Source organism: Nocardia sp. X0981, assembly GCF_977089955.1.
Genome location: NZ_OZ372435.1, coordinates 4,316,807 through 4,333,635, shown reverse-complemented (window position 1 = coordinate 4,333,635; position 16,829 = coordinate 4,316,807). Strand labels below are relative to the sequence as shown.

At 66.2% G+C, this 16,829-nt stretch carries 7 protein-coding genes; 2 read left to right on the top strand and 5 right to left on the bottom strand.

The genetic code is table 11. The features are described from left to right. Positions 1 to 568: 568 nt before the first annotated feature. Entirely contained in the window at positions 569 to 1,939 is a 1,371-nt protein-coding gene (locus ACYR7D_RS19140; protein WP_459545898.1) for a cytochrome P450, read from the bottom strand. A gap of 220 nt (positions 1,940 to 2,159) precedes the next feature. On the opposite strand from ACYR7D_RS19140, the gene ACYR7D_RS19135 reads away from it, so the two are divergent. Beyond that, positions 2,160 to 4,724 carry a LuxR C-terminal-related transcriptional regulator gene (locus ACYR7D_RS19135; protein ID WP_459545897.1) on the top strand — a complete coding sequence of 855 codons (2,565 nt, stop codon included), beginning with the start codon at positions 2,160 to 2,162 and terminating at the stop codon, positions 4,722 to 4,724. A 46-nt stretch (positions 4,725 to 4,770) separates the two neighbouring features. Here the strand turns inward: ACYR7D_RS19135 and ACYR7D_RS19130 are convergent, their stop codons facing one another. The 3 genes from ACYR7D_RS19130 to ACYR7D_RS19120 all read right to left on the bottom strand — a co-directional run bounded on the left by ACYR7D_RS19130 (position 4,771) and on the right by ACYR7D_RS19120 (position 10,655). Then, positions 4,771 to 6,474 carry an ATP-binding protein gene (locus ACYR7D_RS19130; RefSeq protein ID WP_459545896.1) on the bottom strand — a complete coding sequence of 568 codons (1,704 nt, stop codon included), beginning with the start codon at positions 6,472 to 6,474 and terminating at the stop codon, positions 4,771 to 4,773. Between the two features lie 512 nt (positions 6,475 to 6,986). Beyond that, a complete protein-coding gene (locus ACYR7D_RS19125; protein ID WP_459545895.1) occupies positions 6,987 to 9,914 on the bottom strand; it encodes an AAA family ATPase in 2,928 nt (975 codons plus the stop codon). Between the two features lie 297 nt (positions 9,915 to 10,211). Continuing rightward, entirely contained in the window at positions 10,212 to 10,655 is a 444-nt protein-coding gene (locus ACYR7D_RS19120) for a hypothetical protein (protein WP_459545894.1), read from the bottom strand. 215 nt (positions 10,656 to 10,870) lie between these two features. On the opposite strand from ACYR7D_RS19120, the gene eccA reads away from it, so the two are divergent. Then, a complete protein-coding gene (gene eccA / locus ACYR7D_RS19115; protein ID WP_459545893.1) occupies positions 10,871 to 12,697 on the top strand; it encodes a type VII secretion AAA-ATPase EccA in 1,827 nt (608 codons plus the stop codon). Between the two features lie 68 nt (positions 12,698 to 12,765). On the opposite strand, the gene eccCa is transcribed toward eccA, so the two are convergent. Next, positions 12,766 to 16,806, bottom strand: coding sequence for a type VII secretion protein EccCa (gene eccCa / locus ACYR7D_RS19110; RefSeq protein WP_459545892.1), 4,041 nt, complete (start codon positions 16,804 to 16,806; stop codon positions 12,766 to 12,768). Positions 16,807 to 16,829: the final 23 nt, after the last annotated feature.

Genomic DNA, 16,829 nt, shown 5'->3' with positions numbered 1-16,829 from the left:
AATCACACTCTCGCATTACGGTAGGTGCGGTATGCCGCGCCTACCCTGGAGGTATAGTTCTGCATTCTTCCGATTGGCAGCTGCCCTCCTGCATTATTGCATCCGAGGAGCAGCTTGGGAACAGGTCATCGCACCGCGATCGACTACAGGCTTTACGTACTGTATGGAACCTGTTCCATACAACGATCACCGGTAGGAGAGCACGTGCCCCGAGGAACATGCGACCGGACACGAGCAGGAGCGGCAAGCTCGTGCTCATGTCTCCGGCGACGTGTCCCCTACGCCCCGACCTGCGGAAATGCCGGAGCAGAATATTTGTCCAACAAATAGCAGCTGGGGAATCTCCACGATCTACTCCCGGGGGCACTCGACCACTACGCTCACACACTGCGCCGACGACAAATCCGAGTTCGGTGATGTCGGTGGCTACGAACCAGATCACCACTCGTCGCCGGCCCCCTCGGTGGGTGGGCCGTTGAGGTCATAACGGCACATAATCCGTGAAACCTCACTATCCGGGGTATGCCGAGTCGGACTCCCTCGCTCGAGTCCGCGGGGACAGTCCCGCTCAGGCTCCGATCGAACAGGCGCGGTCGGCGGGTACGCGGGGATGCACGGTCATCGGCAATCGATCGAGTTGCACAGTGGCCGCCGCGACCTCGCGCGCTGCCACCCCGGCCACCGGCTCCAGCCGGACTCGTGCGACCACCGTGGCCAGGATCGTCATCGCCTCCAACCACGCGAAGGGCTCGCCGATGCAGTTGCGGTTGCCGATGCCGAAAGGTTGGAACGCCCCGCTGCGGGTCACCGCCTTACGGTACTCCGGGGTCCACCGGTCCGGGTCGAAGGTCGCCGGCTCCGCGAAATACTTCGGGTCGTTGTGCAGCGCGTAGTTGGAGTAGATGATCGTTGCTCCCTCCGGGATGGCCACGCCGCCGAGTTCGATCTCGGCCGTGGTCTCGCGCATACCGAGCCAGGGCGGGCAGTAGCGGCGCAGTGTCTCGGTGACGACCTTCTCGGTGAAGACGAGTTCGCGGACATTGTCCGCACACACCGGCCCGCCGCCCAATACCTCGGCCGCTTCACGCTCCAGTCGGTCGCGGATATCGCTCCGCTGCCCGAGTTCGTGAAAGGCGAAAGCCAAGGTGTTCGAGACGGTTTCGTAACCCGCCGCGAACATCGTCATGACTTCGTCTCGGATTTCCTGGTCGCTGAGCCCGGTGCCGTCGTCGAAGCGGGCGGCGATCAGCATCGACACGAGATCGTGGTGATCCTCCTCCCGGGCCCGGTACTCCGCGATGATCCGATCGACCACGGTGAACAATCGCCGGACCGCTGCGTCGAAGGCCCGGTTACGCAGCGGCAGCCGCGCCAGCCAGGGCATCATCGTCCGTTTCGGTAGTTCGGCGACGATGATGGGGAACGCCCGCAGTGACTCGTTCACGAGGTCATCGGCGATCTCACTGGAGAACAACGCTCGCGCCACGATCCGCATGGCCAGCCCACGCAGCTCCCGATCCAGTTCGATCCGTTGTCCGTCCTGCCATGTATCGATCATGCTCGCCGTACTGTCGGCCATGATGTCGACATATCCCGCGACTCGTTCACGATGGAACCCCGGTGCCATCAACCGGCGATGACGCATATGTTTCGGTTCGGCCGAGACAACGATTCCCTCGCCGAGCACCACCCGCATGGCATCGAAGAACGCGCCCTTCTCCACACTCTGGGAGATCTTTCCGCGCAGCAGCGAACCGAGCAGTTCCGGGGTGGTCACCACATAGGCCTCTTCGCGGCCCAGCCGGATGCGAACAATCGGATCGGGCAGCGCGTGCAACTCGGCCAGGAATTCCAGAGGCCTACGCTGCAACTGCATACCGTGACCGATGAACGGCCATTCTCGTCGCGGCGATTTTCCGGGCACAGTGACAGCGTCCATTACGACTCCTCGATCGGTGGGTACACGTTCTCTCGAGGAAAAGTTAAGCCCGCGGACCAAGGACACTTCCCAGCGATGAATTCGGCCGCACTGAACGCATACCGTGGAAACACGGTCTTCTTGCCCCGGCGTATTCATTTCGGATCGCGACCGGTCGGCGTGGAGTCCGGCTCGGCACCGGCTTGTCGGCACAGTTCCTTGGTTTTAAGCTCCTCGAATCATGATCGACAAGAACGGGCGCGGCAGGCTCGGATACACCCCCACAGCGGATTCCTTCGTGGGCCGTGACCCGGAACTCGTGCGGATCAGAGCGCTGCTGGCCGAACGGGTCGAACTGATCACGCTGGTCGGCGGCGGCGGTATCGGCAAGACCCGCCTGGCTCTCGAGGCTGCCCGCGAGCTCGACGACGATCCCGCCGCTCGTGTGTTCTGGGTGACGCTGTCCCGCCTGACTCCCGGTAGCGACAGCGACGCCGTGGAACGTGAAATCGCCTCCGCCGTCTGTGGCGCGGTGGCCTCGGACCGGCATCTGTCCCGGGCCATCACCGACACCTTGTCCCAGCTCGCTGCCAGCGGGATGCACCCTGTCCTCGTCCTCGACAATTGCGAACATGTGTTGGCCGCCGCGGTCGAGCATGTGTCGGCGCAGACCGAAGCGGTGCCGGGGCTGACGATCCTGGCGACCAGCCAGGAACGGCTGGGGTTACCCGAGGAGGCGCTGGTTCCGGTGCCGCCGCTGACGGGCTCCGAATCGCTGACGCTCCTGCGCCATCACGCCGAACGCATCGGGCGCACCATCGACGATGCCACCGCCGAGACCATCTGCGAGAAGGTCGATCACCATCCGCTACATATCCGGCTCGCCGCCGCGCGACTACGCCATCACCCACCTGTCCACGTCCTGCACGAGCTCACCGGCGACCACAACGACGGTCGCCTGCGCTGGCGGACCGGAGCGCGGACCGGTCTCGACCCGCGGCATACCGAGATGGGCGATGCCATCGCCTGGTCCTACGACCTCGCCGGGGAAAAGGAACAACTGCTGCTGCAACGGCTTTCGATCTTCGCGTCCAGCCACGACGGGTATGCGAGCAGCCACCGGTCCCGCATCGGCGTGACCGGTCCGCACCATGGCGTCGCCATCGGCTATATCGTCGCCGTCTGTGCCGACCCGGACGATCTTCCGGCCGAGGAAATCCCTTCCCTCCTGGAGAAGCTTGCCGAACGATCCCTGGTCTCGACCCACTTCACCGCTGATTCCGCCCGTTACTTCCTTCTGGAGAGCATCCGCGTCTACGCCCGGAGCCGGCTCGACGCCCGGCCCGGTGAGACGGCGCGACTCGCGGCGCGCCACCGCAGCCACTACCGCGACGAGCTCGTCACCGCTCAACGATCCGCTTATGGTCCAGCCGAGTTCACCACGGTGGAGTGGGCCCGCGACGCATGGCCGGATATCGCCATCGCCATCGACAACAGCCTCGCCGCCGGCGATACCGATACCGCGCTCACCATGGCTCTCGGTCTCACGGCCATCCACGTTCCTTACATCCTCGGTGTGACGCGGCAGATCCAGTACTGGACCGAGCAGGCGCTCACGCGGAGCAGAGCGCGCGGGGGTCCGTACACCGAACTCGATATCGCGGCTTCGACGCAGCTGGCCTGGCTACTCGCTGTCCAGAACACACAGGACGCGGCCGACCGGTCGGCCGACGAATGCGTTCGTGCCTGTGTACCGGATGGCACCGTGCCGCCGTGGCGACAGCAGCCGGAGATCGACTTCGGGCTACCGGCTGTGGTCGAGTTCGTCTGCGGTACGGTTCTGCTGAACGTGCACAGTGACTCGCGGTCCCTCCCGTTGCTGAACCGCGCGCGCTGTAAGTTCGAAGCAGCGGGAGATGCCTTCAACGCCTTCATGGCGCGAAGTATCGAGTCCATCGCCGAGAGCCTGCTCGGCTCCCCGCGACGCGGCGCCCAGCTTGCGGCGGACAATCTCCGCATCAGTGCCGCCAATGGTTCGATGAACAGCGTGACCTGCGCCGAGCTCCATCTGTCGATCGCGCTGACCCGGCTCGGACGCCCCGCCGAGTCCATGGCCATCGGCCGGATCGTGATGGCGAATCGGCTCGCGATCGGACATCAATGGGATGTGCTGTGGGGGGTCCACATCCGGATGTGGGCGCTGGCTCGCACCCTCACCGACGCGGGACCGGGCGACCTCGACGACAGCCGGCGCGTCGCGACGGCCGAGGAGATCGCGCATCTCGCGGGTGGCGCCGAAACCCAATCACGCAGTCTCGGCTACTCCGTGGTCGGGCGTGGACCGCTGCGGGCGGAAACCGACGCCGCGATCGCCACCGCGCGCGCGGTACTCGGTGACACGGGTTACGACATCGCCGAGCGGCGCGGCACGCGGCTGCGTCCCGAGCTCTTCGAAGTGCAGCAGTTGGCCCTCGGCGCGCTGAGCATCGATACCGGGCCGGCCGCCACCGACGGCGACGGCACCCCCCACTGGCAGGGTCTGACCGCCACCGAGCAGGACATCGCCGTGCTGGCGGCCGCGGGCTGGTCCAATTCCGCCATTGCCCGGCGGCGGCACAACTCGACCCGCACCATCGACACCCATATGGCATCCATTCTCCGCAAGTTGCGCATCCGCTCCCGCCACGAGATAGCACGGCACGTTCCCCCGAACCTCGCGCGGACCCCGGTGACCTTCACCCTCCCGCCTTCCGCCGGGCGGGAAACGGCGTCCGCACGAACGACCTTTCCCGTTCATTCGTCGTGACGGCGACCGGTGGAGCCCCGGGGCACCGGTTCCGGGGCACCGGCGGTCACGCGCGCAGACGCGCGGTGGATTCTCGCCGCACCCGTGGTACGGCTTCCCTGGGCATATGCCGCGCGATCTCGGCTCGGGAAGCGATCATCAATTTGTGCCGGATGGCCGCCAGTTGCGCGTCCACCGTCCGCACCGACGCACCGCGGCGCATCGCGATCTCACGATTGGACCATCCGGCCACTGCCAGGAGGGCAACCTCGGATTCGGCCGGTGTGAGCTCGCTCCACCGTGACCACTCCGGCGGAGAGGCGGAGCCGGCGTAGTCGTCGCCGGGGTACCCGGGGTCCGGCGCCAACCGCCGCAGCGATTCGCGCGCCAGGTCGTAGTTTCCCGCCGCCAGCGCCGATGCCGATTCCGCCCAGGCAGACGTGAACGCGGTATCCGCCGACGTTTTCTCCACCGGCGACAGCACGGACACCAGCGTGGTGGCGATCTCGAGTCCGATCACCGCCTCGGCCGGATCGGACAGGCCGGTTTCGACGGCGCTGACGATATCGCCCATCGCGGTACGAACCCAGGACATTCCCTCTCGCCCGTGCGGCCCTTTTCCGGTGGCCCGCACGGTGCGCAGGCCGTCGCGATGGTATCGGCGATGCCTGCGGCGCAGCCCGGCCGCTCGATCCGGGTCTTCCGAGGACAATCGTTCCCACGCGAACAGTCGTACGCTACTCGTCAGGTGGTACCGCACCGCGGTGGCGGTGATACACATGCCGACCAGGGACTTGTCCGCCAACTGTTCCAGCAGTCGCGGCACCTGGTCCACGGCGAGCACCCCGTCGCCGGAACAGACAGCGGCGATACCGGCCGCCTCCACACCGCCGCCCGTTTCCCCGGGAACTCCCGCGGCCTCGTCGGCACCGGCCGCGAACACCGACATCCGTTCCAGCAGCGCCCGCTCCGGCTCATCGCAGAGCTGATAAGACCAGGCGATCGTGTCGCGGACACCCAGATGACGCGGGTCCGTGCCCGCCACGGGGCCATGGGGCCACCGTAATCGCCTATCGTCGTCGGCGCCGGTCAGTTCTCCCAGTACCCCGGCCGGCGGCAGATGCCGCAACCGCGCGGCGGCCAAGCGGATGAACAAGGGATTGTTCTCCACCGCATGGCATATGCGGGCCGCGACGGCGTGCTCGGTGGGGTCGTCGCGCAGTGGGCGTCCGAGCCGTTCGGCACGCCTGCGCAAGACCTCCACAGCGTGGGGCGTGGACAGCGGCGGAACCGCGACGAGGTACTCGTCCACCCAGCCCACGTTCTCCCTGCTCGTCGCGATGATCGTGAGCGCCGGCACGCCATCGATCAATTCCGCCGCCAGGGCCGATACCCCGGTCAGAACATGCTCGCAGCTGTCGAGCACCAGCACCACACGCTCATCGCTCGCCGCGGTCAGGATCCGCGCCAACTCCGCCCCGGGCGGACGCCCGGAGCAGGATACGGCCGATACCGACGAAAGAACATGTGCCGCAACGGTATCGATATCGCTGTTCCGGGCCACCCCCGCCAACCGCGACCAATACACAGTGCGCTCCGAGAGACCCGGCGATTCATCCAGCGCCCGTTCGGCGAGCCTGGTTTTCCCCACCCCGCCGGGGCCGGTCAGCGTGACCATCCGCACGCCCTTGCGCAGCAGGTCCACCAGCTTACGCAATTCCGTTTCCCGGCCCACGAACTCGCGCGCGCCCCGCCCCGCACGGCTCTGCACAACACCCTCCGCAAAAATACTCGGTGATTCGACGGCAAACGGCTCCGGGCACAGCACCCCGGCGCGGTTCAGAGTTCGCCGTAAAGGCGGTTGACACTCATTCCGCAGGTCTCCACCGGAATGAATTCCCGGAACCGATCGAATCGGTTGATACCTTTTCGAAAATTATCCTCACCCGAGGTTCGGTACCCGGATCGAGAATTCCGGCCGGCGCACCGGGTGAAAGCATCCGATTCGTCGATACCGCGTATTCATGACAACTCCCGAGTAACAACCATCTAGCTTCGATATTCAATCCGACGGTTCCTCTTTCGGCAAGTAGGGGAAACCCTATACATGGGTCTGACTTTCGACGATTCGGGAACGGTGCGACCGAATCGCCCACCGGAACTCGTTCCCGGGTGACAGTTCGACTGCCGAGCCGTCCCGGCCATCGTGGTACCACGCGCTTCGCGCCGCATCGGTCGAGGGACTGCTCCGGCCGTGCTTCCGGCAGGTGAGCGAGCTGGGGGTCAGGACCGGCGCGCGTACTCGACAGCGGCGGACGCGGCCAGTGCCGCGCGCGAGGAGACGTTCAGTTTGGCGAACACTCGCGAAAGGTGGGCCTCCACGGTCTTTTCGCTGACGAACAGCTCCTCGGCGATCTGCCGATTCGTGAGCCCGCGGACCACCCGGCTGACGATCTCCTGCTGCCGGTCGGTGAGGCCGTCGAAGGCCGAGACAGGTGCGCGGTCCGGTTCCGCGGAGGTGCCGCCGAGCCGAGCCAGCGCTTCGCGCGCCCGGGCGGCCATATGGGCCGCGCCGTGCGCATTCGATACCGCCAGCGCACCATCGATTTCCCGTCGAGCGGCGGCGGTCTCGCCGGAACTCGCGAAGATACGCCCCACCAACAGGCGTCCCTGCGCGGCATCGATCGGCGTCCCGCTCTTCTCGTAATGCCGCACCGATTCCTGCGCGAAAGCCGCCGCCGACCGCGCTCTGCCCTGTTCGAATTCGATGCGGGACCGCGCGTATCGAGCGTCCCCGGCGCGCATGGGCATCATCGGTGTGGCGTCGGAGAGCGCTTCCAAACGCCGCACCACCTTCTCCGCGGCGTCGAGATCACCCAGTTCCAGTTCGGCGTCCGCCAGATGGCGTAGCCAGTAGGACAGTGTTGTCGGGCTCACCGTGTCGAGGTCTCCGTATCCGCCTCGGGTCGCGATCTGGTCTCGCCCGCGCGCGTAGTCACCCACGGTGATCAGAGCCGCGCCGTAGGTCAGAGGTGGATGATGGGAATTGACACCTTGTGGCGCCGCGGCCGCGATCTCGGTGGCGCGAGCACCCGTGGCGAGAGCTTCTTCGTGCCGGCCGAGCACGGACAGCACCCAGCAGCGAGTCGCTTCCGTCATGGCCACCATCGGCGGATTGTCCAACAGCAGAGCTGTTTCCACCGCGTCATCGATGACCACGAGAGCCCGTCCGAGCTTTCCCTGGACCAGCAACGCCACCGCCTGCAAGTGCAGGAGGTCGATCATATGCCGGCCGTATCCTGTCTCCCGGCACATCCTGATCCCTCGATCAGCGTGCTCCACGGCATCGGACCACCGTTCGAAATTAACCTCGGCGAACGCCACATCGGTGTAGCCGCTGAGCAACTCGGGCGCGATCTCCCGGTCGGAGAGCTTGCTCAGGTGGCGTACGGCCTCGTCGAGATAGTCCAGACCCAGCTGGAGCCGGGAATCCAGGTGCGTGGTCGCCATATAGGCATTGGCCGCGGTCGCGAGCAAGTGGAGGCGGCGATCGGTGCGGGACCGCGCAGCCTGCATCAACTCGGTCGCGATGGTCATCGCGTCGTCCCAGTTACCGCATAGCATGTGGCTTTTCGCCAGTTCCAGCCGATACGAGGCGGCTTCGACGCCGTGGGGGTCCACCAGCTCCAAGGCGGCCGACAACAAACGATGCCCTTCCACCGGGTGCCCCAAGCCCTGTTCGGTCACCGCGAGCATCACCATCATCCGCGCGCGATCCGCGTGGGGTGCGTCGTCGGCGAACTCGGCGAGCGCCCGATCGAGCACTTCCCGGCTCTCACGCAGTCGGCCACACGAATTGAGTGCTTCGGAGAGAGCGATCATCAACTCACGTCTTCGCGCGTTCGTGGCCTCGGCGGGCAGCAGGCGCAACGCCGCCCGGAACCAGCGTGCGGCACTGAGCGGCGCACGTGCCGCCGCTGCTTTTCCCGCCTCGGACAGAACCGCTATCGTCGCCTCATCGCCTACAGTGCTGCTGCGCTCAAGGTGGTGGGCGCGGATCGACAGATCGGCGCCCCGCGCGGCCAGTACGACCGCTGCGCTGTGGTGGACTTCGCGCCGCGTCCCGTAACCGATCTGTTCGTAGACCGCGCGCCGGATCAACGGATGCCGGAACATCAGCCGGCCGCTCACCCGGGTCGCCTGCACCAACTGTGTCGCCACCAGCTCGTCGATCGCCGTCGCCGCCTCCCGGCCGGACAGAGCACTGATCTCCGCCGCGAGGTCCACGTCGAACGGTTCTCCGAGCACGGCGGCGGCGTGCAGCAGGCGCTGCGCCGCCGGTGACATCGCCCGGATCTCCTGTTCCAAGGTCGCCTGGACGAGGGGCGGGACCTTGCGTCCGTACCCGTCACGGCGGGGCGCGGCACAGTCCCCGCCGGCACGTCTGGCACGAGCGAGTTCTTGTACGTAGAAGGGATTACCACCGCATTCGTGATGGAGCTCCGACAAGGTATGGCTGTGCACGTCGTCGCCCAGTAGTTCGGCGGTCTCCGCGAGCGACAGGGGGCCCAGCGCCAATGCGGACAGTATTCCGTCGCGGGACGCACGGCTGAGCGCACCGACATGGGCGGCCGGGAGTTGCGTGGTCCGATGCGTGAGAATCAGCAGGCAGTTCGGCACCGTGCCGCGGAGAAGATACGCGAGAATTTCGAGCGAGGCGTGATCGGCCCAATGCAGATCATCGAAGGCCAGCACGGTCGGCGCGCGCATGGTCAGCAGTTGCAGCACCGATCGCACACCGTGCTGGCACCGCCGCCGCTCGATGGTCGTCTCGGCCGAGGCGGGAGCAGCCGATCGGTGCAGCGCCGGGAAGAGCCGGCCCAGTGCGGCCAGATCCTCCGGCACCAGGGCGCGCAGCTCCGATTCGGCCAGCGAGGACACCGGATCGTCGAGTACCGCGGAGATCACCGAGTAGGGAATCTCCCGCTCGAGTTCGGTCGATCGCCCGGCCAGAACCTGGTGACCACGTTCTCGTGCGATCTCGCAGGCGGCCTCCAGCAGCCGGGTCTTGCCGATTCCGGGCTCCCCCGCCAGCGATACCGCGGCGCTCCCGCCGTCCTCGGCGATCGTCATCGCCTCGACGAGCGCGCCCAGCTCGGCAACGCGCCCCACCAGGGGACGCCGGTCTCCGCGTGGCAGTGGCCCTGACACATCCCCTCCGTCTCGGCTCGGAGTAGACACGCCCTGGTACAACCCGAGTCCGAGATCATCGTATCCGGGCTTCGTTCCCCTGCGCGACCGCGCCGGATCCTCCCGGTCGTACCGCAGCCGACCTCGTCGGCCGTCCGCTTCGGTGGGCGGCCGGCACCGCGCTCGCTCACGGAACCTGCCGAGGCCGGCCGCGTGGACCCACGAGCCGACAACTTCTCCCGGAAAGACCGCTGCTCTGCGAAGAAACCCTGTTCGACCGCGTTCACCGCCTGCCGGGGCAGTATTCCCGCACCACGGTCACGAGACCTTTTCCGCCCCCGCTCCGTCCAGCGGCGATCCGCGACGCACGATGATTCGGCGCGGGCGTCGCACCGGCGGCTGCCCGGTATCGTTGTGCGGCTCTGTGTCCTGGGACACCGCCTCCACGTGCACCCATTTCCGGTTGGTCCGGACCGCGACCGCGCGCCCCGGCAACGACGGCGGGCTGCTGCGGTACACATCCAGATCCGCTACGGACCGCCCCTCCGAATCGTAGCCCACGCCCGCCCAGATCATACTTTTCGGCGAATAGCCCTCGTCGATCAAGGCGGCTGCCCGGCGAGCACACGCGTCCCGTAGCGGACAGCGCGCGCATATCCGCACCGATTCCCGCCATTCGCCCGGTTTGCCGGCGTCCAGATCCCATCGCTGCGGATTGTCGGCACACGGTGGACGCCGCGGCCGCTTCGACCCATCCCTCATCGCAACCCTGCCCTCGTTCACTCATCCGACCCGACGATTCTGGAAACAGCGGCATGCGATGCGCATCGGCAATCCCACTGCGGCACCTAGGTAGCGGATTACCTACGTAGGCCCCGGACCACCCGTAACCGCTCTCATTTCCCACCATCGGGAGGTGTCCGTGCCTGTCTCAGTACTGTTCTCATACAGCGGAAAAACGCAGGAGAGATCCGAGAATGTCCAGCATCCGACAGGTGCAGCAAGTCTTCGACGCGGGCGTCCTTTCCTTGGGACTCGTCGTGGACGGGCGGGAATCGACGCGCGATCTCGATTACGCGAGGAGAGCGTTCAAACGGGCCACGGAATGGGATCCGGACATGTGTGATGCGTGGCTGGGCCGCGCCGCGGCGGGCGAGGTGACCCGCGAGGTCCTGTTCAACCTGCACCGCACCAGCACCACCGCCCTGTTCCGCGAACAGCGCAGGCTGGGTCTGCGGCCACGAGAGTTGGCGGGCCGCTTCGTCATCGGTGCCTATATCGACTATCCGCTGGCCACCTATGTCGAGATCTGGCTGGCCCAGGCGAACCAGTTGGTCACCGACGGTGAGTACGACGAGGCCGAGCGAGTGCTGGATCAGCTGGACCGGCACCGCGCGGCGCAACCGGCCGGTGCGGAGAACCGGATCGACAGCCGAGCCTGCGCCTACGTACGCGCACACCTCCACTACACGACGCAACGGTGGTCCGATGTGATGACCGTGCTGGCGGGGTCCGCGGACTGGGATGATCCCTATATGGCCGCAGGTGCCCATGTCATGGTCGGGTCCGCATGTGCCCAGCTCGGCCTTTTCGGAGAGGCTGTCCGCCGGCTGGAGATGGCGGAAGCGGGCCCGGTGCCCGCGGCCCGCACCGCTGCCATGTACTGCCGTGGGCTGTGCCTCCGCGAACAGGGTCAGGAAGACGAAGCACGGCACCTGTTCGAACAGGTCTACTCGGAGACACCCGATTTCGCGGCCAACGCCGCGGCATTACGCGACCCGGCGTTCCGCCTCACGATCACCAGCCGGGAACAGATCGATAGCCGCGTGGACCGCTGGGACCCGAAATCCGCACCCTCCAAGGACCATATCGAGCGCCGGGCCTACGAGCACCGTGCGCGCAACATTCTGGCCGAAGCACGGGCCGAACTCTCCGAACAGATCGGTCTGGACGCCGTGAAAACCCAGGTCGCGAAGTTGCAGTCGACAGCCGCTCTGGCGAAGGTGCGGGCCGAGAAAGGCCTCGCCAGCGCCCCACGGGGCCAGCACCTGGCTTTTACCGGCCCACCGGGTACAGGTAAGACCACCGTGGCGCGGGTCGTCGCGAAGATCTACTGTGGCCTGGGGTTGTTGAAGACCGACAAAGTCGTCGAGGCCACCCGGCGCGATTTCGTGGGGCAGCACCTGGGTAGCACCGCGATCAAGACCTCGGCGCTGATCGACAGCGCGATGGACGGGGTGCTGTTCATCGACGAGGCATACACCCTGATCCAAACCGGGTTGTCCGGCGGCGATGCTTTCGGGCAGGAGGCCATCGACACCCTGCTCGCACGGATGGAGAACGATCGAGACCGGCTGGTGGTCATCATCGCCGGCTACGACCGGGAGATCGAGCGCTTCCTCGCCTCCAACGACGGACTGGCCTCACGTTTCGCCAAACGCATCAAATTCGATTCCTACACACCGGACGAACTGGGCCGTATCGGTGAGACGATCGCCCGGAGAAGGGACTCCACCGTCTCGGAAGAGGCGCTCGCCCTGGTGGTCGAGGCGTGCACCGCGCTCTACGAGCAGGAACGTACCGACCCGGGTGGCGCGACACACCGCGGAATCGACGTCGCCGGCAACGGGCGGTTCGTCCGCAACATCATCGAAGCCGCCGAGGAGGAGCGCGAATTCCGCTTGGCCTACGGCCGTGCCGACGACCTGCACGCGCTGGCCGAACTCGACGCCGACCAGCTGATGCGGATCGAGGCCGAGGATATGCGCAAAGCGCTGGAGATCGTCCTCGCGACAGTGAATTGACCAGCGGCACTGCCCTGTGGTGGTGAGCGCGCCGGGTCCGCCGTGGGCGGCCCGGTGCGCCACAGCGGTTACTCCGGCGGCAGGTAACTGATCTGCACCATCTCGGTATCGCGGCTCCGTGAGATGAATGCGGCCCGCCCCTGCGGCAGTCGCGTGGAACGGAAATCGCCGAGCAGAATTCCCTCGTCTTTCGGTGCGCTCATCAAGAGCGCGTCGACGGAAAGATCCTTCAGTGCCCCGAGAACCGGGTCGTAGAGTGCGCGGCTCGCGCCACCGGCCCGCCGGGCTACGATCAGGTGCAAACCGATATCGCGCGCTTGCGGCAGGTATTCCAGCAATGCCACCAGTGGATTGTTGGAGGAAACCATATCGTAATCGTCGACGACGACATAGATATCCGGGCCCGTCCACCAGCTGCGGTCCCGCAATTCCTGCGGTGTGATATCGGCCCCGGGTAGGCGGTTCGACAGGTAGTCGGCTACCTCGGCGAGCATTCCGATCGATGTCTGCGGCGAGGTCGAGTACCCGGCGAGGTGAGGGGCCTCGATAGCGCCGAGCAGCGTGCGGCGGTAGTCGACGAGAATGACACGGGCCTGTTCGGCCGTGGAGCGTTCGACGATTCCGGTGACGATATTGCGCAGTACCGTGGTCTTCCCGGCCTCGATATCTCCGAAGATCATCAAATGTGGTTGTGCGTCGAAATCGATGATCACCGGTTGGAGTTCGGATTCGCCGCGGCCGATCGGCACCCGGGTCCAGGACGGGTTCAGGCCGGCGGCTTCCGCATCGGCGATGACCTGCGCTCGGTCGAGCCGGGCCGGTAGGATTCGCACGGTCGGTGCCCCGCTGTCGCCGTACAGTTCCATCAGCTGTGTTCTGGCCGCCGCCACACCTTCGGCCACCGTCTCCGGATCCACCTCGGAATCCAATCGGGGTAGAGCGATCAGAAGATGCAGGCTTTCGGCGGTGATACCCCGTCCGGGGCGCCCCACCGGGACGTGCACCGCCGCCCGGCGGTTCATCTCCGAATCGGCCGGGTCGCCGAGTCGCAGTTCCAGCCTGGTGCCGATCTGATCTCGGATCACCGGGCGGATCTCCAGCCACCGGGCCGCCGCGATGATCAGGTGCACTCCGAAGGAAAGGCCCTGTGCGGCGATTTTGTTCACCGCGCCTTCCAGTAACTCGAACTCCTCACGGAAGGCGCCCCAGCCGTCGATCACCAGGAATACGTCGCCGAAGCGATCATCGTCGATCCGGCCCGCGTTCTGCCGCGATCCTGCCGTGTCACCCGCTGTGCGCCGGCGGTAGTCGGCCATGTTCTCGATACCGAGCGCGCGAAAACGTTCTTCGCGCTGCCGGAGCAGCATGGTCATTTCCGCCACCGTACGGCGCACCTGGTCGACCTCGAGCCGGCTCGAGACGGAACCGACATGGGGCAACCCCGCCAGTCCCGCCAACGACCCGCCGCCCAGGTCTATGCAGTAGAACTGCACCTGCCGGGGAGTATGCGTGACCGCCGCAGCCATGATGATGGTGCGCAGTGTCGTGGACTTCCCCGACTGCGGGCCGCCCACAACGGCCACATTGCCCTGGCTTCCGGCCAGATCGATGACGAGGGCGTCGCGCTTCTGCTCGTACGGTTTGTCGACCACACCGATCGCCAACCGCAGATCACCGGTGCGGTTTTCCGGAGACCGCCACTGTGGCTGAGGTAGCAGCATATCCACCGTCGGTGAGATATCCAGCGGTGGCAGCCACACCTCGTGGGCAGGCCGTCCGTGCCCGGTGAGCCGTTCGACAACGACCTGCAGCAGGGTGCGCTCCTGAAGATCCGGCGTTCCGTCGGCCAGCATGGCCTCCAGCTCGTCGAGGTCGGGCAATTCGACGGTGCCGGCCTCGGACTGCTCCCGCACCGCTACCGGCGCCGCGGTGAACACCTCCACCGTCTGCCCATCCGTCGCGCGGTCCGCTACCCGGCGGGCGCCCCGGGGCGGGGTGTACGGACCGGAGACATAGGTCGCGTTGAAGCGCAGCGGGTCATCGGCGTCGGTCTTCAGATACGCCGATCCGGGGACGCTGGGCAGATGATAGGCGTCGGTGATGCCGAGTACCTGACGGGATTCGCTCGCCGAGAAAGTACGCAATCCGATCCGGTAGGACAGATGACTGTCCAGCCCGCGTAATTTGTTCTCCTCCAGCCGCTGTGATGCCAGCAGGAGATGCACCCGCAGCGACCGCCCCAATCGACCGATCATGACGAACAGGTCGGCGAAATCCGGCTTCTGTGACAAAAGTTCCGAGAACTCGTCGACGATGATGAACAACGCGGGCAGCGGATCCAGTCGCGCCCCGTTGGCGCGCGCCTTCTCGTACTCGGTGACGTTGGCGAAGTTACCCGCCGAGCGCAGCAACTCCTGCCGCCGGTTCATCTCACCCGCGAGGGCGTCGCGCATACGGTCGACCATCGACAGTTCGTCCTCGAGATTGGTGATCACGGCTGCCACATGCGGTAGCGGATCCAGGCCGAGAAAGGTCGCCCCGCCCTTGAAGTCGACCAGCACGAGGTTCAGCAGATCCGGGGAATGAGTCGCGACCATCGACACCACGAGCGTACGCAGGAACTCCGATTTACCCGAACCGGTGGCACCGATGCACAGTCCGTGCGGACCCATCCCGTTCTCGGCCGCTTCCTTGATGTCGATCTCCACCGGTGCGCCGTCGGGGGTGACACCGATCGGTACGCGCAACCGCTCCCGCGGGGCGCGCGGCCGCCACGCCACCCGAGGATCGAGCTGGGTCGCGTCGGGGATCCGCAACAGTGACATCAACCCCGGGTCGGCGCGCCGGTCGTCCAGACTCACCAGCTGTGCTGCCGTCGCGATCCGATAGCGGGCCAGAGCTCGTGCGAAAGCCTCCGCTGCCGCAATGGACACCAGATCACAGGCCGCGAATTCTTCGGTACCGCTACCGGATTTCGCGGCCAGCATGCCGTTGCCGGTCACGACCAACTGCAGGCCCCGCCGTACCGCCAGCCCGCCCGGTGGGGCCGTCAGATCCAGCACGGTGACCGAATCCATACCGGATTCGGCTACCATCCGTTCGGTGCCGTTGACGAATCCGTCATCGATGATCACCACCAGGTGCATACGTCCCGGGGTCGGCGTGGCATTACGCATGAACCGGCCACGTTCGAGCAGCTCGTCGGCCAGCGCGGTCTCCAGTTCGGCCAGCGACGGATACATCATGCGGGCCGAACCCATTCCGTCACGCAGCGCGCGGTGCTGGATATGCGGCAGCCATTTCGCCCATGCCCATTCCGGACTGTCCAGCTCGGCACAGACGACCGCCACCGCCAGGTGGTCCACCCCGTGAAAGGTGCACAGCTGCATCAGGATCGTACGCATCAGCGCTCGGGTCCGGGTGCGGTCGCCTTCGATGTTGATCGCTGGGAAGGCGCGTAACGACAGAGCCGTCGGGAGATGATGCACCACCGAGTGGGTACGTACGAAACGACGCAACGCGACTGTGGAAACCGGCTCGAGATCTTCCAGCGGCCCCGTTTCCGGGCGGCCCAATTTGGTCGCGATGCGATGACTACCCACTCCGACCCGGACGTGCCCGAAGTCCGGATCACCGGGCCGGCGCTCCCACATCCGCCGGGTGCCGAACAATGCCCGCAGGTCGGCCGGCTCCGGATGGCTCCACAGCAGCGATTCTCGCTGCTCGACCGCGACCTTGTGCACATCCTTGCGCAGCTGTGCGAGATAGCGGAAATAGTCCTTGCGGTCCTCGTTCAGTTCGGCCGCGCCCTTGACACCGCCGCGTCCCATACCCCCGGCGAACATCCCGACCACGGAGATCAGCATCATCATCGGGAACATCATCGTGAGCGGGTTGCTCAGCACATTGCGGCCACCGGTGGCGAACAGCAACGCGATCATGCCCACAACGGCCACGATCATGACCACCGGCAGCAGTTTCATCAGCAGTTTGCCCGGTACGGGCCGGGGCAGCTCGGGGGGCGGGTTCAGCACCAGGTCTCCACCCGGCGGCCGCGGAGGCGCGATGCGCGCCAGCCGCACGAAACCCTCGATACCCTCGTTGTTCACGGCCGGACACCCTCCGCCCCGTG

Excerpts from the sequence above, each read along its gene's own strand:
- ACYR7D_RS19120 (WP_459545894.1), bottom strand. The coding sequence starts at position 10,655 with ATGAGGGATGGGTCGAAGCGGCCGCGGCGTCCACCGTGTGCCGACAAT.
- ACYR7D_RS19135 (WP_459545897.1), top strand. The coding sequence starts at position 2,160 with ATGATCGACAAGAACGGGCGCGGCAGGCTCGGATACACCCCCACAGCG.
- eccA (WP_459545893.1), top strand. The coding sequence starts at position 10,871 with ATGTCCAGCATCCGACAGGTGCAGCAAGTCTTCGACGCGGGCGTCCTT.
- ACYR7D_RS19140 (WP_459545898.1), bottom strand. The coding sequence starts at position 1,939 with ATGGACGCTGTCACTGTGCCCGGAAAATCGCCGCGACGAGAATGGCCG.